Origin of the sequence: Roseateles sp. (assembly GCF_036404855.1) — a bacterium.
In the GTDB taxonomy this organism is placed as follows: domain Bacteria; phylum Pseudomonadota; class Gammaproteobacteria; order Burkholderiales; family Burkholderiaceae_C; genus Pelomonas.
On sequence record NZ_DASWYS010000087.1, the window covers coordinates 1 to 19,450 of the forward strand.

General features: G+C 64.9%; 21 protein-coding genes and 1 tRNA gene. 5 read left to right on the forward strand and 17 right to left on the reverse strand.

From position 1 onward, the window contains the following. Positions 1-239 precede the first annotated feature (239 nt). Positions 240-437 carry a hypothetical protein gene (locus VGF12_RS26220; RefSeq protein WP_414710014.1) on the forward strand — a complete coding sequence of 66 codons (198 nt, stop codon included), beginning with the start codon at positions 240-242 and terminating at the stop codon, positions 435-437. 582 nt (positions 438-1,019) lie between these two features. After that, a complete protein-coding gene (locus tag VGF12_RS05745) occupies positions 1,020-1,223 on the forward strand; it encodes a hypothetical protein (RefSeq protein WP_331175086.1) in 204 nt (67 codons plus the stop codon). Positions 1,224-1,458: 235 nt separating this feature from the next. On the opposite strand, the gene VGF12_RS05750 is transcribed toward VGF12_RS05745, so the two are convergent. The 5 genes from VGF12_RS05750 to VGF12_RS05770 all read right to left on the reverse strand — a co-directional run bounded on the left by VGF12_RS05750 (position 1,459) and on the right by VGF12_RS05770 (position 5,436). After that, entirely contained in the window at positions 1,459-2,451 is a 993-nt protein-coding gene (locus VGF12_RS05750; protein WP_331175087.1) for a relaxase/mobilization nuclease domain-containing protein, read from the reverse strand. After that, positions 2,448-2,873 (reverse strand): hypothetical protein, encoded by a 426-nt coding sequence (locus tag VGF12_RS05755; RefSeq protein ID WP_331175088.1) that lies wholly within the window; start codon positions 2,871-2,873, stop codon positions 2,448-2,450. Before VGF12_RS05755 ends, VGF12_RS05750 begins: the two co-directional genes overlap by 4 nt. Positions 2,874-3,254: 381 nt before the next feature. After that, a complete protein-coding gene (locus VGF12_RS05760; protein WP_414710016.1) occupies positions 3,255-4,343 on the reverse strand; it encodes a FecR family protein in 1,089 nt (362 codons plus the stop codon). 2 nt (positions 4,344-4,345) lie between these two features. Beyond that, the gene (locus tag VGF12_RS05765; RefSeq protein WP_331175090.1) at positions 4,346-4,837 is read right to left on the reverse strand and encodes a sigma-70 family RNA polymerase sigma factor; all 492 of its coding nucleotides are present in this window, start codon (positions 4,835-4,837) and stop codon (positions 4,346-4,348) included. Between the two features lie 5 nt (positions 4,838-4,842). After that, the gene (locus VGF12_RS05770) at positions 4,843-5,436 is read right to left on the reverse strand and encodes a hypothetical protein (protein ID WP_331175091.1); all 594 of its coding nucleotides are present in this window, start codon (positions 5,434-5,436) and stop codon (positions 4,843-4,845) included. Positions 5,437-5,543: 107 nt separating this feature from the next. Between VGF12_RS05770 and VGF12_RS05775 the strand changes: the two genes are divergently transcribed. The 3 genes from VGF12_RS05775 (at position 5,544) to VGF12_RS05785 (ending at position 7,532) form a co-directional block, all read left to right on the forward strand. After that, the gene (locus tag VGF12_RS05775; RefSeq protein ID WP_331175092.1) at positions 5,544-5,798 is read left to right on the forward strand and encodes a helix-turn-helix transcriptional regulator; all 255 of its coding nucleotides are present in this window, start codon (positions 5,544-5,546) and stop codon (positions 5,796-5,798) included. A gap of 117 nt (positions 5,799-5,915) precedes the next feature. Further along, positions 5,916-6,182 carry a helix-turn-helix transcriptional regulator gene (locus tag VGF12_RS05780; protein WP_331175093.1) on the forward strand — a complete coding sequence of 89 codons (267 nt, stop codon included), beginning with the start codon at positions 5,916-5,918 and terminating at the stop codon, positions 6,180-6,182. 3 nt (positions 6,183-6,185) lie between these two features. Then, complete coding sequence (locus VGF12_RS05785) at positions 6,186-7,532, forward strand: type II toxin-antitoxin system HipA family toxin (RefSeq protein WP_331175094.1); 1,347 nt, start codon at positions 6,186-6,188, stop codon at positions 7,530-7,532. 211 nt (positions 7,533-7,743) lie between these two features. Here the strand turns inward: VGF12_RS05785 and VGF12_RS05790 are convergent, their stop codons facing one another. The 12 genes from VGF12_RS05790 to VGF12_RS05845 form a co-directional block, all read right to left on the reverse strand. Next, complete coding sequence (locus VGF12_RS05790) at positions 7,744-8,616, reverse strand: OST-HTH/LOTUS domain-containing protein (protein ID WP_331175095.1); 873 nt, start codon at positions 8,614-8,616, stop codon at positions 7,744-7,746. Positions 8,617-8,807: 191 nt separating this feature from the next. Next, positions 8,808-8,884 (reverse strand) — tRNA-Pro (locus tag VGF12_RS05795). A 59-nt stretch (positions 8,885-8,943) separates the two neighbouring features. Continuing rightward, positions 8,944-9,468, reverse strand: coding sequence for a MerR family transcriptional regulator (locus tag VGF12_RS05800; protein WP_331175096.1), 525 nt, complete (start codon positions 9,466-9,468; stop codon positions 8,944-8,946). A 34-nt stretch (positions 9,469-9,502) separates the two neighbouring features. Then, positions 9,503-9,871: an integration host factor subunit alpha gene (locus tag VGF12_RS05805; RefSeq protein WP_331175097.1), complete on the reverse strand. Its 369-nt coding sequence runs from the start codon at positions 9,869-9,871 to the stop codon at positions 9,503-9,505. 22 nt (positions 9,872-9,893) lie between these two features. Continuing rightward, positions 9,894-12,335 carry a phenylalanine--tRNA ligase subunit beta gene (gene pheT / locus VGF12_RS05810; RefSeq protein ID WP_331175098.1) on the reverse strand — a complete coding sequence of 814 codons (2,442 nt, stop codon included), beginning with the start codon at positions 12,333-12,335 and terminating at the stop codon, positions 9,894-9,896. Between the two features lie 12 nt (positions 12,336-12,347). After that, positions 12,348-13,391 (reverse strand): phenylalanine--tRNA ligase subunit alpha, encoded by a 1,044-nt coding sequence (gene pheS, locus VGF12_RS05815; protein WP_331175099.1) that lies wholly within the window; start codon positions 13,389-13,391, stop codon positions 12,348-12,350. A gap of 85 nt (positions 13,392-13,476) precedes the next feature. Further along, the gene (gene rplT / locus VGF12_RS05820; protein ID WP_025564000.1) at positions 13,477-13,833 is read right to left on the reverse strand and encodes a 50S ribosomal protein L20; all 357 of its coding nucleotides are present in this window, start codon (positions 13,831-13,833) and stop codon (positions 13,477-13,479) included. Positions 13,834-13,862: 29 nt separating this feature from the next. After that, positions 13,863-14,066, reverse strand: coding sequence for a 50S ribosomal protein L35 (gene rpmI / locus VGF12_RS05825; protein ID WP_009517525.1), 204 nt, complete (start codon positions 14,064-14,066; stop codon positions 13,863-13,865). 120 nt (positions 14,067-14,186) lie between these two features. Further along, positions 14,187-14,732, reverse strand: a complete 546-nt coding sequence (gene infC, locus VGF12_RS05830) for a translation initiation factor IF-3 (protein ID WP_132570088.1) — start codon at positions 14,730-14,732, stop codon at positions 14,187-14,189. Positions 14,733-14,801: 69 nt separating this feature from the next. Beyond that, entirely contained in the window at positions 14,802-16,709 is a 1,908-nt protein-coding gene (gene thrS, locus VGF12_RS05835) for a threonine--tRNA ligase (protein ID WP_331175100.1), read from the reverse strand. 190 nt (positions 16,710-16,899) lie between these two features. Next, complete coding sequence (locus VGF12_RS05840) at positions 16,900-17,997, reverse strand: patatin-like phospholipase family protein (RefSeq protein ID WP_331175101.1); 1,098 nt, start codon at positions 17,995-17,997, stop codon at positions 16,900-16,902. Positions 17,998-18,135: 138 nt separating this feature from the next. Continuing rightward, the coding region (locus VGF12_RS05845) for a TonB-dependent receptor plug domain-containing protein (RefSeq protein ID WP_331175102.1) at positions 18,136-19,450 on the reverse strand (1,315 nt) is incomplete at its 5' end.

Here is a 19,450-nt window from a genome sequence, read left to right on the forward strand (position 1 = left end):
ACGACGGGCGCGGATTGAAACGTCAGCCTGTTGGCCGGCGCGACGGCTGACCAGACACACCGCCCGTCATCAACGACGGGCGCGGATTGAAACCTGCTGCTTGAATCTTTTGCTGAAACCGACTCTCTACACCGCCCGTCATCAACGACGGGCGCGGATTGAAACCCAAGCGTCAGCGTCCCCGATGATGTCGGCGGCGACACCGCCCGTCATCAACGACGGGCGCGGATTGAAACGAGGTGATCGAGTACCAGGGGCCGGTCGAGCGTGGCACCGCCCGTCATCAGCGACGGGCGCGGATTGAAACACGGTGGGCGCCAACGGTTCGATCACCGGCACCGGCACCGGCACCGCCCGTCATCGACCAGCGCATCGATCTGCTTGATCTGCTCAGCATCGCCGCCGTCATCGGCCGGCGCGGATTGAAACCAGCCTGACGCCTACACGCTGCAGGACTGAGAGGCATCGCCCACCGTCATCGGCGGGGGGCGAAATGAAAGGACCAGGCCGACAGTCTCACCATGACGGGGCCCGACCGCTGTTATCTGCGCGCGTGGATTGAAACCAGGCCATCGGGCAACCATCTGTCACTGTTTGGTAGGGCCACTCGCCATCACCGGCGGCTGGGACTTGATCGTTCCTCAGGATGCTGCAATCTGTGGAGTCGCCGGGCACCGCCCATCGCCGCGCGCGCTAACTCCGACGGTGGCAGATGGGCTCACCTCGACTACGGCCAGCAACAGTGGGGGCATCCCAATGCTGACGCCCAGCCTATCCTGCACTCATTTTTTCTACCGCTTCATCAGTAGCCGCGTCGGTGGATTCAAGCCCAAATCCAGCTGGGACCATGGCCCCAGTCGCGGTCAAACTGCATCAACGGCGCGAGTTGTGACTCGAATGTGGAACAGAGGCGGGAAATCTGCATAGCAGCCGAAACAGCAGCGGGAAATGTGACCAAGTAGTGGGAAATCTGCACAGCAGATGAACCGCCACTGAGACGCAGCAGCGAAGGAGCCGACATGAAGCTGAATCCCATAGGACCGCCCACTGGCTACCGTAGGGCACGCCGCTACGCTTCTCAGATGTTGGAGCTGCGCTCGCAGGGCTACACCTTCGAGGCTATTCGCGAGACGCTGGCCGATGTCGGCATCAACGTGAGCAACAGCACCGTGCAACGGGAGGTGGCGAGACTGCGGCAAGCAAGCACCAGCCGGCAACCCTAGTGAGTCTCGCGCAGCCTCTGTATAGAAACCGTCGTCGAGCGCAGGCACCGACGACAGCGGCCCGGCATCGGGCGTGGCGGGTGTCCAGGGTGGGGATCTTGTCGGCACAGCGCCGCGCGCCGTCTGGCCGACAAGTTCGCCAAGCCGGCTCGTTCACGCATCGCGTGAAGGAGGATGCCGGCGAGCCCTGGGCACGGGAAGGGCCGCAGTTCAGGCGTGCGCAGCGCCGTGACGATCACCGACTGGGCGTCCGATCAGTTCGATTCTTCGACGTGTCACGCCGCTTGTGCTCTGCCGCCTCCCAGCTTATCAGCGCCTCTTGTCCGCGCCGATGATGCATGGTCTCCTTGAAAACCGTTGAGCTGCGCACAAAGCTGCCGACTCGCTTGCCAAGCTCACGATATCCGTCAACCTCGGACGCCGCCAGTGCCTTCAAGATGTGGGCCCAGTTGACCATGGCGTCTGCGCGGCCGCGCGAAGCGATGAGCCCTCGCTCGGGCATCGCCGGCTGCGCACGGAGACGCCCCTCCTGCCTCGCCTTGAGTCGCCACAAGGACTCGTAGCTGCGATTCTCGCCGCGGGTCGCCTGTCGAGTGGCCTCGGCCTCGATGCCCCATCCGCGCAGCTTCTCTGCGAACGTTTCGCGCCAGCGCTGTAGGTCAGCCTTGCGAGGGTTCAGGCGCATGCCTGAGATGCCTTCCGCCTTGACGCTCAGGTGGACATGCGGATTGGCCTGATGCTCGTGCATGACCATGACATAGCGATGCCCGGCCAGCTCAACCTGCGCGAACTCGCGCACGGCCTTCTTCAGCAATTCGGCGTTCGTCCCGGCCGGCATGGACAGCATGACGTTGAAGGCCTCGCGCCGGTGGCTTTCGTCTTCAATCCGCGAGCCGCCGTAGCGCCACTGATCCACCAGGTCACGAACAGCCTCCTTGCCATTGCGCATGACCTCCCGGTCGTCCTCGATGTCGAGCCGGCCGTTCTTGCTGATGTAGCTGAAGTGCGCCGCGATGGCGGCCATGCCTCGGCCGCCGCCGGTGACCTTCACCATCACCTGCGGCGCGCGTCGAACCGTCGCTTCGATCCGTTGGCGGATCACCGCCGCCTTGCGCCGCATCAGCGTGTCCAGCCTCGGCGTCGGCGGCGACTTGACGATGCGGTTGGACGGATAGAACAACCGCTCGCCCCACTGCACCAGGACGCCATCTACCTGATGGCCGTTCATCGCTTCGCCCTCGAAGGTGCGAGGACTGCGATCAACGTCGAGGCCGTCGCCAGATGCGCTCGCATGTCGTCCGCCAGGGACATCAGGCCTGCCCGATAGTTCTCCAACTGATTGTTAGGCCCAAGCCTCAGCAGCCGCAGGAACGCATTGAGATCCACCGACATCGCTGCGACCATGTCGGTCGAAGCCCTCAACGCCGCGACTGATGCCGAGTGGTCGGCTGCGCGCGGTGGAGCGGGCATGCCGTCCATCAGCGTGCAGACGTACCGCCCTTGGGACACGTCGGCTGCACGGGCACGGCTGGGCAGCGCCGCAGCATGCGCGGATGACATGCGTAGCGTCAACTTCTTCACCTTGCCGGCCTCCGGCTTGATGCACGCCAGCTCGGTGCCGCAGGTGCTTTCGTCGTCGAGCATGCGCACGACCGCACGCCTCACCAGCGCCGCCGTCGTGACCTGTTTCTGAAGCGCTCGCGTCTCAAGACGTGTACGCAGGCCTCGCAGATCTACGGTGACGCGGTCGCGACGATGAATGCGCGCGCCTGCCTGGCGGGCGCGGCCTGAGGCTCCCCGACGGCCGGCACCGCTGATGCAGGCCAGCACTGTCGCGGAGGGGCTGCAAGCTCCCGCGTCGAGCAGCAGATCCAGTTGCCGCCCGCTGGACAGCGGCGTCGATGTGGGCATGACGTCTATCGTGCCCATCTGCTGGCAGCATGAATAGCCCGAAGCGTTGGTGCGCCCGGGGCGTCAAACGTTCCAGGTGATCCCGTAACGAACCGCGGCGTCTCGTGCCGTCCCGGCGAGCTAACGATTCGTTTCAACTCCATTGCGTGGGGCGGCGTCCGAGGGAGTGACGCTCAGCTCCAGCCCACCCGCACGCGGCATGACGACCAAGCCATACAGGCCAGCCACGGCCTGCGCGAAACCCTCGTTGTCACCGGTCCGATAGGACCCGCTGATGCGCAGGGACCTCAACGTCTTGGAATCAGCGAGCGTGATCTGCACCTTGCTGTAGCGATTCATGTCGGCGATGGCTTCCGGCAACGGGGTATCGTCCAGGATCGCGTAGCCTCGCTGCCACGCAAGGAGCTGGTCAAGCTGGGGGCGGTCCACTCGCGCTTGCGCTGATCCCTGGCGCGGCGTGCCGGGCGACTGGCCCACGCGCAAGCGCTCGCCCGGAGCCATGACGACAGGGGCGCTGAGCAGGCTTTGCACGGTGCCTGCCGAGCGTTGCACGATCACTTGCCCTTCCAGCAGCGTCACGCCAAAAGCTTCACCCGCCGACTCCTGGGGCGGCGTGGATCGAACGAGGAAGGCCGTCCCCGTGGCAACAACTTGGACGTCAGTCACGCTCACGACGAATGGCCGGCTTGCGTCCTTCGCGACCTCAAACAGCGCTTCGCCGTGTTTGACCGTCACGCTCCGCTGCGAGTCGGTCAACCTGACCCGGGTCTCTGTCGAGGTGTTCAGCGTCATGCGGCTGCCGTCGGCCAGGACGATGACCCGCTGTTCCCCGACGCCAGTGCTGTACGTGTCACCCGGCCAATGGATCAAGGCAAACACCGCCGCGAGGCACAGGGTCGTGAGCGCCAGTGCCGTGCGTCCGGCGCGGCGGCCCCATGAGCCCGCGCGGGGTGGTGGATCGCTCACGACGGCTTGGATCTGCGCCCGGGTCAGGCCGCCCACCTCCTGCCACGTGTCCGTGCAGCGCTCGAAGGCCAGGCGGTGTGCCGCCGACTGGGCCTGCCACGCCAGGCATTCGCGCTCCATCGCCCGCGACCGGTCAGGACCATGCAGCCGGGTGACCCACACGGCGGCCTCGGCCAACATCTCGCGCGTCACGAGCGGCTTGTCGCTAGCCCCCTGTCTGCCGGAGGCGTCCAACGGTTGCACGGCTACCAGCCTTCCATCCACTCCGTCAGGCGCAGTGTCGCCTTGGCAAGGTGTTGGTGCACGGTCGCGACGCTGATGCCGTAGCGCTTCGCGATCTCGGTAGGCGACAGTCCGTCGACCCGGTTGGCCACGAAGATCTCTCGCGTTCGCTCAGTCAACCGGCTCACACCCGTTGCCAAGCGCGCCATGCGCTCTCTGGCCAGCACCACGGCCTCGATTGACGGGGTGGTGTCGATCAACAGCACGTCCTCCAGCAGGACGTGCTCGCCGCGTCCCACGGCTGTGCGATGAACATCGATGGAGAGGTTCAGTGCTGCCCGCATCAGGAAAGCCTCAGGCTGCTCCACGGGTTGCCGCTCCTCGTATCGGACCAAGCGCAGCCACGCCTCCTGTACCAGGTCCTCGGCCTCGTGCTCGGTCTGCCCACGACGTCGCAACGCGCCACGCACCCGCGCGAAGACGTCCTGCCAGTTCTTCAGGAGCCACGCCGACATGGCAGTCAGGCCGCTCGGACCAGGACGCGAGGAGCGGCGCTGACGCCGTACGGCGGCGGCTTGGCACGATCCCAGTAGTCGGCCAGCAGATCCCGGTCTGCGCGCTGGAACGCCTGCGCGATGAACTCAGCCGCCGCCGCGTGATCGGCAAACGGCCCGTGCTTCTTCGCCGCGCGAGACATCCGTTCCTGCAAACGCTGCGCGGCGGCATCCGTCCAGCGGATGGCCTGCCGCATGCGATAGCTGGCGGCGCCGGACTCGACCAGCTCGGCCACGGTTCGTTCGCAGAGCTTGGGGTGCCGGGCCTTCATGGCGGCGACAAGGCCATCGTCCGCGGACAGTGTATGAACCCGCTCCAACCCGCGGTCATGAAGGTCGCTAGCGATGCGCTGAGGCGTCTCAGGGCCTTCATCACGCCAAGCGCCGAACACCTGGAATTGACCACTCGTGAAGAGTCCAAGCGCCCAATGCCACTCGGCGATGGTGAGCACCCCGTCGATGCGCATCGGAAGCCGGAGCTTGCCGAACTGCACAAGCGTGTAGCGGCAGCAAAGGGTGCTGCCGAACCAGTCGGTGGAATCCCAGAAGAAGTAGGTCATTGATTCGCTCCCTGAGGCCATGCCGGGGGCTCACACGATCACTCAAAGCCGTTTTGCTGTCAATAGACACGTGTCTTTAGTGTACGCAGCAAAAACACTTCGGGTCGATGCGACCCAGCCGAAATCAGAAACTCATCGAAGCGCTTGCCGTAGAGATCAAGGCGCGCCGGCAGGAACTCGCACTGACGCAGGAAGACCTCGCAGGCCGTTGCGACTTGGACCGTCCGTTCATCTCGTTGATCGAGGTTGGCAAGAAGCAGCCCACGATCAGCGTGTTGTATCGGTTGGCGTCGGCACTGGAGTTGTCCTTTGCTGACTTTGCAGGGCGTGTCGAGTCGCGCTATTTGCAGCAGGTTGGCTGATCTACTGTCGGCGTGATCGTACAGCTCAGAGGCTGTTTATTGAATTTACTGCCTGCGATATGTAAACTGAGCATACACATCAGAAGCTGTAAATGAAATTTACAGCCTAAAAGCTGTATGCCTCAGTTCATCGTCCGCACGCCCGATCAGCTGCCATCCCTATTGCAGGCGTTCCGCAAGGAAGCCGGCCTGACGCAGGAAGAGGTGGCCTTGCGGCTGGGCGTCTCACAGCAAACTTATTCCGCGATGGAGAGGAATGCCGACAGGGTGGGGGCTGCGCGCCTGCTGAGGCTGTTCAACATCTTTGGCGTGGAAGTGGCGCTCGGCAAATCCCTGCAGGCATCCGCGGCCGCCAGTTCATCCGCAGACAAACCGGCTTGGTAAGCCATGGGCCGCCGTTCCCACACCCGCACGCTGGGCCTCTGGATGAACGGTGCCCGGGTCGGCACCTGGAGCCTCGCACCCAACGCGCCCGACATCCTCCAATACGACCTGGCTTGGACGCAGTCAGGGCAGGGGAGGCCGCTCTCGCTGTCGCTCCCCTTCACGCCAGGCAACGCGCCGCACCGTGGAGCCAAGGTCCGCGCCTACTTTGAGAACCTGCTCCCGGACAGCAAGGAGATCCGCGACCGGCTGGCGCGCCGCTTCAATACTGGCTCGACCGGCGCGTTCGAGTTGCTGGCCGAGATCGGCCGGGACTGCGTGGGCGCGCTGGAGATCCTGCCTGAGGGTGCAATCTCGGCCGGCACGTCGCCCCTGCAGGCCGATGTACTGAGCGAAGCCCAGGTCGCCCAGATTCTGCGCGGAACCACGACTTCAAGCGCGCTGGGCTGGCGGGACGACGATGACTTCCGCATTTCAATTGCCGGCGCGCAGGAGAAGACGGCGCTGCTGCTCCACGAGGGGCAGTGGTGCCTTCCGCGCGGTAGCACGCCGACGACACATATCTTCAAGCTGCCGCTGGGCCTCATCGGCGGCATGAAGCTGGACATGCGCGGCTCGGTCGAAAACGAATGGCTGTGCTCGCTGCTCCTGCGCGAATTCGGGCTGCCGGTCGCAATCTGTCATCCATTGCAGTTTGAGGACGTCAAGGCGCTGGTCGTGGAACGCTTCGACCGAGCCTGGTGGAAGCATCCGTCTGGCGACCAGCGCCTGATCCGCTTGCCACAGGAGGACATGTGCCAGGCCACCGGCGTGGCGCCCGATGCCAAGTACGAGGTTGACGGTGGGCCGGGCATGGACCGCATCCTCGACGTACTCGACGGCTCCATGACCCGCGAGCAGGACCGTCGCGACTTCTTCAAAGCGCAGCTGATCTTCTGGATGCTGTGTGCCACCGACGGTCACGCCAAGAACTTCAGCTTGTTCTTGAGACCTAGCGGGCGCTATCAATTGACGCCGCTGTATGACGTGTTGTCAGCCTACCCGGTGCTTGGAGAAGGACCGTCGAAGATCTCGCCGTTCAGAGCCAAGATGGCCATGGCGGTGCGCTCGAAGAACGCTCATTGGAAGATGCGGGACATCCTGCGTCGGCACTGGGTGGCTCTCGGGACGCGCCACGGCATCCTGACGGCGGATGGCCATGATGCGGTGCGTCTGATCGAAGAGACAGTCGACCAAGTGCCTGAGGTCATCGCCGCGGTGGGAGCACAGTTGCCTCAAGGATTTGATGCACAACTCGCTAACGCCATCTTCGTCGGCATGCAGGGAGCTGCAGATCGTCTCACTGGTTGAAAGGGGTATGCGCTGCTGATCGGTTCGCATTGAGCGCAGACATTTGGCTCAACATTTGAGCACGATCTGAAACGATCCGTGCGGGCCCCGACACGTCGCCGATGAGACCGCGTCCACTACAGTGCAGCCCCACTAGCAGCGCAGATCAACAAACTGACCAAGCTGTTCCCCAAAATCCGCTGATAGCCGCCCTGCGGCGCAGATTGGCAGTTCAGGTGGTTCGGTAACGCGTCGGTCGCTCTCGGAACCAAGCCATCTTGCGACCTTCTTCGCCAACTCTGTGCTGGATGTCGAAAAGTCTCGAGTCGCTGAGGACCTGCGGCCAACTTCGGCATCCATACTTCTGTGGGGTCTGTTCGGGATGTGAAGATTCGATCCAGGCGCGAGCTTGGTCCAGCCGCGCCCAGCCGCCCGTCGATGTTCTTTGAATGGCTTCGCGCAGCACGCAGACGATGCCGCTGCTAGGCCACTCGAAGCTGCCATCGGGTGCAATGCCGTTGATCAGCAGATTTTCGAAGACGTCCGTCTGCATGAAGGACGCTGCCAACGCCCGCGCGCTATCCATGCTGCGAGCCCAGGTCCTCAGCTGCTGGTGGTGTGATTCGATCTGCTGCGCACACGTCTCTAGGTGCTGGACGGCCAGCCTGCGACCACCATCGCTCGAAAGATCGAACCGATCGACGAAGTGATGCACAAGGTCATTGCGCATGACTACCAGCGCCTCCAGGGCAGCCCGTGTTTCGGCCAGCCGCTCCGGTTCCATCGCAACGCGCGAGCTGAAAGCCACTGAAATGCGATCGATGGGTGTCGTAGCGTCGGGCAGAAGGTCGCGCTCGAAACCGTCAGCGACGACGTAGCTCTCAAAGAGAGCAGTCTTCAGACCGCCGAGCGTCATATTGGCGTGAGCCTCGACACGTGCCGAGAGCTTCGCTTCCAGTGAGTCGACCGTCCCCGCCAGCTCATGGCGCGCGAGCATGGCCTTCACCAGCAACTCGTATTGCTGAAGCTGAAGCATGCAGCGGCCAATGAGGCGCTCCACCTGTTCTTGTAGCTGCGGAGGGCCGCCGTCGCTCGTCTGCTCCATGCAGTCTGGACTCTAAGCCAGCGATCGGATCGCAGAGGCGCTTGGCGGAGGCTGCTTGAACCGTTTCCGGTACTAAGCCAGCTGGTGGCCGGTTTACCCCTCGGTTGACCCCTGGAGCGAGAAGCGCGTCGGGAAAAGAAAAACGGGTTAGCGGCCTGAGCTGCTAACCCGTTGATTTCATTGGAAAAAAATGGTCGGGACGGCGGGATTCGAACTCGCGACCCCTTGCACCCCATGCAAGTGCGCTACCAGGCTGCGCTACGCCCCGACTGAGCCAAAAAGTATAACCCAGGAATGGGTCTCAGTGAGAGTCCTGCGAGATCTTTCTCAGAGAAGCGTGGCCCGGATGGCCATCAATTCGGCGCGGATCTGTTCCAACGCGGTGATGGGCTCGACTGCCAAGACGGGCAGCGTGATCGAGGCTTCGGCAGCCTTCAGCGGCTGGGCATGCGACGCTGTGTGGCGTGCCGCAGGCAGGTGGGCCAGTCCGGAAGGCACGTCGACCTCTTCGTCATCGTCCATCACACCGTCGTCATGGGCGTCCAGCGCATGGGCCGCTTCGGCCTCATCGCGGAAGTTCTGTGCCGCTGCGGGGGGCAGGCCTTCGCTGAGCTGGTTGCGTGCACCACTGATCGTGAAGCCCTGGTCGTAAAGCAGGTCGCGGATGCGGCGGATCAGCAGCACCTCGTGATGCTGGTAGTAGCGGCGGTTGCCGCGCCGCTTCATGGGCTTGAGCTGGGTGAACTCCTGCTCCCAGTAGCGCAGCACGTAGGGCTTCACACCGCACAGCTCGCTCACCTCACCGATGGTGAAGTAACGTTTAGCGGGGATGGCGGGAAGCGCCTTTTCCATTGCAAATCAACAAGTTCGCGGGGGAAGGCAGACTCTACTCGAAGTCTTCGCCGGCGGGCGCATCGCCTTGCACTTGCCCCTTGAGTTTGTGGCTCGCGTGGAAGGTGACGACGTTGCGCGCCTTAATGGGAATGGACTCGCCGGTGCGCGGGTTGCGCCCCGGGCGGGGCGCCTTGCGGCGGATGTTGAAGTTGCCGAAGCCGGACAGCTTCACGTCCTGCCCCTTCACGAGGCTGTCATGCAGGATGTCGAAGAAAGCCTCGACCATGTCCTTGGACTCGCGCTTGTTCAGGCCCAGCTTGTCGAACAGCAGCTCGGCCAGCTCGGCCTTGGTCAGCGTGGGCGTCTCCAGGCTGCCGATGACGACTGCGGCGGCTTCTTTCTTGACGTCGTTTGCGTCCATGTCGTGTTCCTCCTCCAGAGGGTCAGCCGCGCAGGCGGGCGCCGAGTTGGCTGGTGGTCGCCGCCACGATGGCCGCGACTACGGCATCGATGCGTTCATCGGTCAGCGTGGCGTCGTCATCCAGCAGTTCCAGGCGCACGGCCAGGCTGCGCTCGTCAGCCTGCAGCTCGGTTGTGGCGCCGGCTGCGGGCTTGAAGACGTCGAACAGCTTGGCCGAGCGCAGCAGTGCACCGCCGGCCGTGGTGATGGCGCCCATCAGCGCGTCATGGCTGGTGCTGTCCTTCACTACCAGCGCCAGGTCGCGCTGCACGGCCTGCTGGCGCGGCAGCGGCTGGCCCTGCGGCAGCGTGCGGGTCAGCGCGGCGTCGAGGTCCAGTTCGAACACGACGGGCGCGCCGCCCGTGATCTCGTAGGCCTGGCGCCAGCGCGGGTGCAATTCGCCGACGAAGCCGATGGGCGTGCCGTTCAGGCTCACGCGCGCACTGCGGCCCGGGTGCAGCGCCGGGTGTTCAGCGGCTTCGAAGTTCAGCGTCTGCGGCGCGAACAGCGCTTCCAGGTCACCCTTGACGTCGAAGAAATCCACGGCGCGGTCGCGCTGGCTCCATTGCTGCTGGTCCGCGGGGCCCCAGGCCAGGCCGCCCAGGCGCAGCGGTTGCTCGATGCCAGCGACGCTCAGCGGGCCGTTGGCGACGGTGGCGTCGCGCTTGAACACGCGACCCAGCTCGAACACGCGCACGCGCGTCGCACGGCGGGCCTGGTTGTGGCGCAGCACCTGCACGAGGCTGCCGATCAGGCTGGTGCGCATCACCGACAGCGGTGCGGCGATGGGATTGAGCAGCTTGATCGGGTCTGCGACGCCGGCCAGCTCGCGCTCCCAGCGCTCCTCGACGAAGCTGAAGTTGATGGTCTCGTAGTAGTCGCGCGCGGCGACAGCGCGGCGCAGCGCATGCTTGGCCTGACGCGACTCCGAACCGGTGCGGCCGACGATGGGCGCCAGGGGCGCGGTGGACGGCAGCGAGGGATAGCCCATCACGCGGATGACTTCCTCGATGAGGTCTTCCTCGATCAGGATGTCGAAGCGCCAGCTCGGCGGGGTCACCGTGACCACGCCGTCGGCAGCCGTGAATGGCAGGCCCAGGCGGGAGAAGACGCTCTCGCAGTCGGCCTGCGTGATCGGCATGCCGATGACCTTGGCGGCGCGGGCGACGCGCAGGGCCACGGACTTGCGTGCAGGCACATTGGGCGACTGGTCGTCCATCGGGCCGACCCGGGTGTCGGCCGTGCCGCAGATGTCGATGATGAGCTGCGTGATGCGCTCGATGTGCTCGACGGTCTGCGACGGGTCGACGCCGCGCTCGAAGCGATGGCCTGCGTCGGTGGAGAAGTTGTAGCGGCGGCCGCGACCCATGACGGCCTCGGGCCACCAGAAAGCGGCCTCGACGTAGACGTTCTTCGTCTCGTCGGACACGGCGGTGTGGTCGCCTCCCATGATGCCGGCGAGGGACTCGACCTCGCGTGCATCGCTGATGACGCCGACCTTCTCGTCGACTGTGATGGTGTTGCCGTTCAGCAGCTTGAGCTGCTCGCCGGCCTTGCCCCAACGCACGACCAGCTCGCCGCTGATCTTGTCGAGATCGAAGATGTGCGACGGACGGCCGTACTCGAACATCACGTAGTTGGAGATGTCCACGAGTGCGGTCACCGAGCGCTGGCCGCAGCGTTCCAGGCGCTGCACCATCCACGCAGGCGTCTTGGCAGCCGTGTTGATGCCCTTGACGATGCGGCCCGAGAACCGGCCGCAGAGGTCGGGGGCCTCGATGCGCACCGGCAGCTTGTCGTCCAGCGTCGGCTTGACGGCCGGGAACTCGGCCTTGAGCAGCGGCGCGCCGGTCAGGGCAGCCACTTCACGGGCGACGCCGAAGACGCTCAGGCCATGGCCCAGGTTGGGCGTCAGCTTCAGCGTGAACAGCGTGTCATCGAGATTCAGATGGCGGCGGATGTCCTCGCCGACGGTGGCATCAGCGGCCAGTTCCAGCAGGCCGCCGTGGTCCTCGCTGAGCTTGAGCTCGCGCGCAGAGCACAGCATGCCGAAGCTCTCGACGCCGCGCAGCTTTCCGACGCCGATCTTGAAGGCCTTGCCGTCTTCGCCGGGCGGCAGCTCGGCGCCGACTGTGGCAAGCGGCACCTTGATGCCGACGCGGGCGTTGGGTGCTCCACAGACGATCTGCAGCGGCTCGCCGTTGTTGAAAGCCGCGCCGGCGTTGACTTTGCAGACGCGCAGCTTGTCAGCATTGGGGTGCTGCTCGGCTTCAAGGATCTCGGCGACGACGATGCCGTGGAAGGGCGGCGCGACGGGGCGCAGCTCTTCAACCTCCATGCCGGACATGGTCAGCAGTTCGGCCAGTTTTTCAGTGGACAGCGGCGGATTGCAGAACTCGCGCAGCCAGGACTCGGGGAATTGCATAGCTCTTCTGAATTACTTGAACTGCGAGAGAAAACGGAGGTCGCCGTCGAAGAAGGCGCGCAGGTCGTTGACGCCGTAGCGCAGCATGGCCAGCCGGTCGATGCCGGAGCCGAAGGCGAAGCCGATGTAGCGCTCGGGGTCCAGGCCCATGTTGCGGATCACCTGCGGGTGTACCTGACCGGAGCCCGACACCTCCAGCCAGCGGCCCTTCAACGGGCCGCTCTCGAACATGATGTCGATCTCGGCGCTGGGCTCGGTGAAAGGGAAGTAGCTGGGGCGAAAGCGCAGCTGCAGCTGGTCGGTCTCGAAGAAGGCGGTGATGAAGTTCAGGTAGACCGCCTTCAGGTCCTTGAACGAGATGTTCTCGCCCACCCACAGGCCCTCGACCTGGTGGAACATGGGCGAGTGTGTCGCGTCGCTGTCCACGCGGTAGGTGCGGCCCGGCGCGATGACGCGGATCTCGGGCATCGTGTCCTGCCCGGCGTAGCGCTTGGCGTGCGCCTGGGCGTAGCGGATCTGCATCGGGCTGGTGTGCGGGCGCAGGTTCAGCCACGATCCGTTCTCGTCCTTCATGTCGACGTAGAACGTGTCCTGCATGGAGCGGGCAGGGTGGTTCTCGGGGTTGTTCAGCGCCGAGAAGCTGTACCAGTCCGTCTCGATCTCGGGGCCGTCGGCCACGTCGAAACCCATCGAGCCGAAGATGGCCTCGATGCGCTCCATTGCCCGCGTGATGGGGTGCAGGCCGGCGGTGCCGCGCTGGCGGCCGGGCAGCGTCACGTCCAGCGCCTCGGCCTTGAGCTGCTTCTCGAGCTCGGCCGCGGCCAGTGCGTCGCGACGGGCGGTGAGGGCGGCCTCGATGCCGACCTTGAGCTGGTTGATCTCGGCGCCGCGGGTCTTCTTTTCCTCGATGCTGAGGGCGCCCAGGCCCTTCATCAGTTCGGTCACGCGGCCGGACTTGCCAAGGAATCGGGCCTTGGCGTTTTCGAGTTCGGCGGGCGTCGGCGCGGCGGCAAAGTCGCTGCGTGCCGCTTCAAGAAGAGCGTCGAGATCAGACATTCGGAATTCGGAATGAAAAAGGGCCGACCCAGTGGGCCGGCCCTCAAAAGTTGCGTATCCCGACGTGAGCCGGGATGGGTCGCAATCAGGCGAGCGCGGCCTTCACCTTGGCGAAGATGCTGGCAAAACCAGCCGGGTCGTTCACGGCCAGATCGGCGAGGACCTTGCGGTCGATCTCGATCTGGGCCTTCTTCAGACCCGCCACGAACTTGCTGTAGGACAGGCCCAGGCCACGCGAGGCGGCGTTGATACGGGCGATCCACAGCTGACGGAACACGCGCTTCTTGGTGCGGCGGTCACGGTAGGCGTATTGGCCCGCCTTCATCACCGCCTGCTTGGCGATGCGGAAGACGTTCTTACGACGACCGCGGAAGCCCTTGGCCAGGGCCAGGACCTTCTTGTGACGGGCGCGAGCGGTAACACCACGTTTGACGCGAGGCATATGTTTCTCCTTCTAGTCTTGGTGGTGGATTACAGGCCGGCGAAAGGCAACATCTGAGCCATGTGGCCCATGTTGGTTTCGTGCACGTTCACAGCGCCGCGCAGGTGACGCTTGTTCTTCGTGGTCTTCTTGGTCAGGATGTGGCGCTTGAACGCCTGACCGCGCTTGACGGTGCCACCCGGACGAACGCGAAAACGCTTTTTCGCGCTGCTCTTGGTCTTCATCTTGGGCATGTGAATGCTCCTTTTAAGTGTGTCCCTGGGGCGGTGACGGTGAGCCCGCCACGCTTGTTGGCCTCAGGAGACTTGTGAACCAGTCGGCGACCAAACCGACCGGTTTAACCTGTTTTGGTCTCAGCGCTTCTTGGGCGCCAGGACCATGATCATCTGCCGACCTTCGAGCTTCGGCATGTTCTCGACCACTGCCACGTCAGCCAGCTCGTCGCGGATCCGCTCCAGGAGGCGCATGCCGATGTCCTGGTGGGTGATCTCGCGGCCCCGGTAGCGCAGCGTCACCTTGCCCTTGTCGCCGTCTTCGGCGATGAAGCGGCGCAGATTGCGCATCTTGATCTGGTAGTCGCCTTCGTCCGTGCCCGGGCGGAACTTGACTTCCTTGATCTCGATGATCTTCTGCTTGGCCTTGGCTTCGGCGGCGCGCTTTTGCTCCTGGTACTTGAACTTGCCGTAGTCCATCAGCCGGCAGACCGGCGGGTTGGCGGTGGCAGAGATCTCGACCAGGTCCACATCCATGTCGCCCGCCATACGCAGGGCTTCCTGGATGCTGACGATCCCGATGGGTTCGTTCTCGGGGCCGTTCAAACGGACTTCGGGAGCCATGATTTCGCGGTTCAACCGGTGCTTGCGCTCCGGAATCGCACGACGGTCGGCAAACGTAGCGATGGTGTAGACCTTTCAACGAGCCCCAAGGCGGAGGGCTCAAACAAAACAAATAGCGCCCGATAGGCTCTTTTAGACCTTGTTGGTGATGTCTGCGGAGATCCGATCGAGGAAGTCCTGCAGGGGCATCACGCCGAGGTCCTGGTTGCCACGGGCGCGTACCGCAACGCTGCCATTCGCCTTTTCCTTGTCACCCACGACGAGGATATACGGCAGCTTTTGCATGGAATGCTGGCGGATTTTATAGGTGATCTTCTCGTTACGCAAATCCGCTGAGGCCCTAAGCCCTTGTTTTTGCAGCGATTTCACAATTTCAGACACGTAATCGGCCTGCGCATCCGTAATGTTGGCGACAACGACCTGGGTCGGAGCCAGCCAAGTGGGCAGCGCGCCGGCGTGCTGCTCGATCAGGATGCCTATGAAACGCTCCAGGCTGCCGACAATGGCGCGGTGCAGCATCAGCGGGCGCTTGTGCTCGCCGTCCTCGTCCACGAACGCCGCGTCCAGACGCTCCGGCATGTTCGGATCGACTTGGATGGTGCCGCACTGCCATTCGCGGCCCAGCGCATCTTTCAGCGTGTATTCGATCTTGGGGCCGTAGAAGGCGCCTTCGCCCGGCAGGTAGGTGAAGTCGCAGCCCGATGCGCGCAGGCCCTCGGCCAGGGCATGCTCGGCCTTGTCCCAGCTCTCCTCGCTGCCGATGCGCTTTTCCGGGCGCGTCGACAGCTTGTAGATGATCTCCGTGAAGCCGAAGTCCTTGTAGACCTTCTGCAGCAGGGCCGTAAAGGCCGTGACCTCGCCCTGGATCTGGTCTTCCGTGCAGAAGATGTGGCCGTCGTCCTGCGTGAAGCCGCGCACGCGCATGATGCCGTGCAGGCCGCCCGTGGGCTCGTTGCGGTGGCACTGGCCGAACTCGCCGAACCGCAGCGGCAGGTCGCGGTAGCTCTTCACGCCCTGTTTGAAGATCAGGATGTGGCCGGGGCAATTCATCGGCTTGAGCGCGTAGTCACGCTTCTCCGACTCGGTCACGAACATGTTCTCGCGGTACTTGTCCCAGTGGCCCGTGGCCTCCCACAGCGTCTTGTCCAGCAACTGCGGACCCTTGACCTCCTGGTAGCCGTTGTCGCGGTAGACGCGGCGCATGTACTGCTCCACCTCCTGCCAGACCGTCCAGCCCTTGGGGTGCCAGAACACCACGCCAGGCGCGTGCTCGTCGATGTGGAACAGGTCCAGCTCCTTGCCGAGCTTGCGGTGGTCGCGCTTCTCGGCCTCCTCCAGCATCGTCAGGTACTTCTGCAGGTCGTCCTTGGACGCCCAGGCCGTGCCGTAGACGCGCTGCAGCATCTCGTTGCGGTGGTCGCCGCGCCAGTAGGCGCCGGCCACCTTCATCAGCTTGAAGTGCTTGAGCTTGCCCGTGGACGGCACGTGAGGGCCGCGGCAGAGGTCCTCGAACCTGCCTTCGGCGTACAGCGACACATCCTCGTTGCTCGGGATGCTGCCGATGATCTCGGCCTTGTAGTTCTCGCCCAGCGCCTTGAAATGGGCCACGGCTTCGTCGCGCGGCAGCACGCGGCGGACGACCTTCTCGTCCTTCTTGGCCAGCTCGGTCATCTTGGACTCGATGGCGGCAAGGTCGTCGGGCGTGAACGGACGCTTGTAGGAGAAGTCGTAATAGAAGCCGTTCTCGATGACCGGGCCGATGGTGACCTGGGCGTCGGGGTAAAGCTCCTTGACGGCATAAGCCAGCAGGTGGGCCGTCGAGTGGCGGATCATGTCCAGGCCATCGGCGTCCTTGTCCGTCACGATGGACAGCTGCACATCGTGGTCGATGACGTGACTGAGGTCGACGACCTTGCCGTCCACCTTGCCGCCCAGGGCGGCCTTGGCCAGGCCGGCGCCGATGCTGGCGGCGACGTCGCCGACCGTCAGCGCGGCGGGGAACTCACGGCGGGAGCCGTCGGGGAGTTGAATCGAAATCATGGGGAGTGCTCCATCTGGGGCAGAAATGAAAAAGCGCGGCCACTTGCCGCGCTTTGTTCGTGCCCCGATTGGGAGGGGCGAGAAGACGTGACGAGCCGCGGCCGACTAGGTACCGGTGAAGGTGGTCGTAGTTCGCGGTGTCATAACCAGGGTGCCTTTCTCGCTCTTGTGAGGGGAGGGAGCCATGATTCTAAAGCGGCAGCGCCGAAATCGAGTCGCGCCGGGCCAACGCGGCGAATTCGTCGGCCAGGCGCTGGCTCTCCCGCACGGCCACGCGCCAGCGGCGGCGGCGCTCGTCGACGTCCAGGGCCATGAAGTCGTTGCGGTCGGGCAGCTTGGCGCCGGGCAGCTGGGCGATCCACTGCGGCGACGGGCACAGCAGCACGACATTCTCGAGAAAGTCCGTCGACCGATGGCGGTGCTTCAGCGACTTGTCCAGCCAGCCGGGCACGACCTGGCGCTGGAAATGCGGGTAGAGCACCAGCGGCGCCCCCGACGTCTGGAGTGCGCGGTAGTCCAGGTGCAGGTGGTAGTCGGTGATACCGCCGTCCCAGTAGGCACCGCGCGGGGCGCCGGGCAGGTCGTGCTGGGCCTGCAGCCAGAACGGGATGGAGCAGCTTGCCAGCAGCGCGCCGCGCAGGTTGGCGCGCGACAGGTGTACCTCACGGGTGGTGAAGTCGTTGAGTCGCAGCGGCAGGCGGTCGCGCGGATCGGAAAACACCACGCGTTCCAGGAATCGGCCCAGCAGCGGCCGCGACACCGCATTGGCCGCAAAGGCGCCGAGGTAGCCCAGCGGCGTGCGCAGCTTGCCCTCGCGGGCCAGCAGGCCGAGCCCCTTGTTCTGGCCGCGCGAGGTGACGACATGCAGCCGCAGGCGCGGATGCGCCAGGACCTCGGCTTCGCGCCCCTGGAAGATCTCGGCCAGGATCTCGCCGAAGCGCTTGCTGACGCCCTCGGCCCGCGGGCGCTTCTCGCCCGGGAGCACGTCGTACTCCTGCGTCACATAGGCCTCGGCCATCGCATCGAAGGCGGGGCCGACGTCCCGGTGGGCCAGCGCGGCCGTTGCCATGCGCCACGCGCCGATGCTGGCGCCGACGAGGTGGACGGTCTGGCGACTTCGAGGCAGCCACTCCCCGAAGACGTGGCGGTCCAGGCCGTTGAGGATCAGGCCCTTGGGGCCACCGGCGGCGGCGGGCACCAGGCCGACGTCCTCGGCGCGCAGGCCGCGCTCGGCCAGGCGCGCGCGGGCGGCCGGGCCGGCAAATACTTGGAGAGCTGCGGAAGTCATTGCCGCAGAAGATAGCCGAGGCCGGCCGCATCGCATGACGCGGCCGGGACGGCGCAGGACCTCGTGCCCCGTCGCCGCAAGGCGCCGGGTCCTTCCCGGGCCATCACTCAGGCGTCAGGGCCCGTGTCCGGCGCCGGCTCAGAACTTGTGTTCCCAGTTCACCGACCACCAGGCCACGGGCTTGCGCTCGTTGACGCTGTAGTCGGGCAGGCCGGTGTAGACCACGCGCGAGCCCTGCGTGGGCTGGAACTGGCCGCTGGTGGCCACACGCAGGCTGTCCTTGGGGCTGAGCTGCAGCATGGCGAACGCATCGAACGAGCGTGCTGGCAGCGAAGTCTGGCTCTGCAGCGCGGTCTGCTGCACGCTGAACTTCGGTGCGATCTGGCCGCTGAAGCCCACGCTCAGCGGCAGGCTCTTGAAGCGGTAGTCGGCGCCGAAGTTGAACTGCCAGGGCTGCTGGCCTTCCAGGCGGTTGTGGGGGCCGGGGATGTCGGCGACGCTGGAGCGGTACAGGTTCAGCGAGGCGCGCAGGCTGAGCGCCGTCGTCGGCTCGAACAGGCCCGGGAACAACTCACCGGCGCGGCCCTTGACCTCCAGTTCCAGGCCTTGCGTCGTTGCCTTGCTCAGGTTGATGGGGGTGGAGACCCAGCGCGCCACGCCGTCCGCCCAATAGGCGTTCTCCTTGGGCACTTCCACCAGCGCATTGCGGACCAGGCCGGTGATGCGGCGGTGGAACACGCCGACCGAGATCATGCCGCCCGCAGGCAGGTAGCTCTCCCAGGCGATGTCCAGGCCGGTGGCCAGTTCGGGCTTGAGATTGGGGTTGCCGATGCGGTCGGGCGTTGACGGGGTGTTCTCGAATGCTTTGCGGGGGCCACCCGGCACGTCGTCTGCGAGGGCTTTGGCGGGGTAGTCCGTGTTGATCGTCGGGCGTGCGATGAGCTGCTGCACATCGGCGGCCTTGTAGCTGCGCGTAAGGCTGGCGCGCACCATGTCACGGCCCTTGGGGTCGGGCTTGAAGTTCAGGTGCAGCAGCGGCGTCGTGACCTTGCTGGTGTTGTTGAAGTTGCTGCCCACGCCGTCGCTGACGGTCTTGATCTGCTCATGGCGCACGCCGAAGTAGGCCGACCATTGCTTGTTGATCTCCCACTCGTCTTGCACATAGGCAGCGGTGCGCGTGATGGTGGCGTTGAAGGGCTGGCCCTCGATGCCGGGCAGCAGGTCCACGCCGTTCTCGATGGTGCGGCGCTTCTCGTCGCGCACGCGGCGCTCGATCTCGCCGCCGAAGGTGAGCGTGTGCTCCTCGCCGGCGTACTGGCTGTACTTGCCGCCCAGCGTGGTGGTGCGGTTCTTGTTGTCGCCGGTCGTGATGCGCTCGATGGGCTGCGGTGCGGAGCCGTTGCGGCCATTGAAGGCGAAGCGGAAGTCGGCACCGCCCGAGCCCGTGCCGGCG

Bases quoted from the DNA above. Each gene is read 5' to 3' on its own strand.
- VGF12_RS05775 (WP_331175092.1), top strand. From the start codon at position 5,544: ATGCGACCCAGCCGAAATCAGAAACTCATCGAAGCGCTTGCCGTAGAG.
- rpmI (WP_009517525.1), bottom strand. From the start codon at position 14,066: ATGCCCAAGATGAAGACCAAGAGCAGCGCGAAAAAGCGTTTTCGCGTT.
- VGF12_RS05790 (WP_331175095.1), bottom strand. From the start codon at position 8,616: ATGGAGCAGACGAGCGACGGCGGCCCTCCGCAGCTACAAGAACAGGTG.
- rplT (WP_025564000.1), bottom strand. From the start codon at position 13,833: ATGCCTCGCGTCAAACGTGGTGTTACCGCTCGCGCCCGTCACAAGAAG.
- VGF12_RS05785 (WP_331175094.1), top strand. From the start codon at position 6,186: ATGGGCCGCCGTTCCCACACCCGCACGCTGGGCCTCTGGATGAACGGT.
- VGF12_RS05765 (WP_331175090.1), bottom strand. From the start codon at position 4,837: ATGTCGGCGTGGCTCCTGAAGAACTGGCAGGACGTCTTCGCGCGGGTG.
- pheS (WP_331175099.1), bottom strand. From the start codon at position 13,391: ATGTCTGATCTCGACGCTCTTCTTGAAGCGGCACGCAGCGACTTTGCC.
- VGF12_RS05840 (WP_331175101.1), bottom strand. From the start codon at position 17,997: ATGACTTCCGCAGCTCTCCAAGTATTTGCCGGCCCGGCCGCCCGCGCG.
- VGF12_RS05780 (WP_331175093.1), top strand. From the start codon at position 5,916: ATGCCTCAGTTCATCGTCCGCACGCCCGATCAGCTGCCATCCCTATTG.
- thrS (WP_331175100.1), bottom strand. From the start codon at position 16,709: ATGATTTCGATTCAACTCCCCGACGGCTCCCGCCGTGAGTTCCCCGCC.
- VGF12_RS05745 (WP_331175086.1), top strand. From the start codon at position 1,020: ATGAAGCTGAATCCCATAGGACCGCCCACTGGCTACCGTAGGGCACGC.
- VGF12_RS05805 (WP_331175097.1), bottom strand. From the start codon at position 9,871: ATGGACGCAAACGACGTCAAGAAAGAAGCCGCCGCAGTCGTCATCGGC.
- VGF12_RS05800 (WP_331175096.1), bottom strand. From the start codon at position 9,468: ATGGAAAAGGCGCTTCCCGCCATCCCCGCTAAACGTTACTTCACCATC.
- VGF12_RS05750 (WP_331175087.1), bottom strand. From the start codon at position 2,451: ATGAACGGCCATCAGGTAGATGGCGTCCTGGTGCAGTGGGGCGAGCGG.
- VGF12_RS05770 (WP_331175091.1), bottom strand. From the start codon at position 5,436: ATGACCTACTTCTTCTGGGATTCCACCGACTGGTTCGGCAGCACCCTT.
- pheT (WP_331175098.1), bottom strand. From the start codon at position 12,335: ATGCAATTCCCCGAGTCCTGGCTGCGCGAGTTCTGCAATCCGCCGCTG.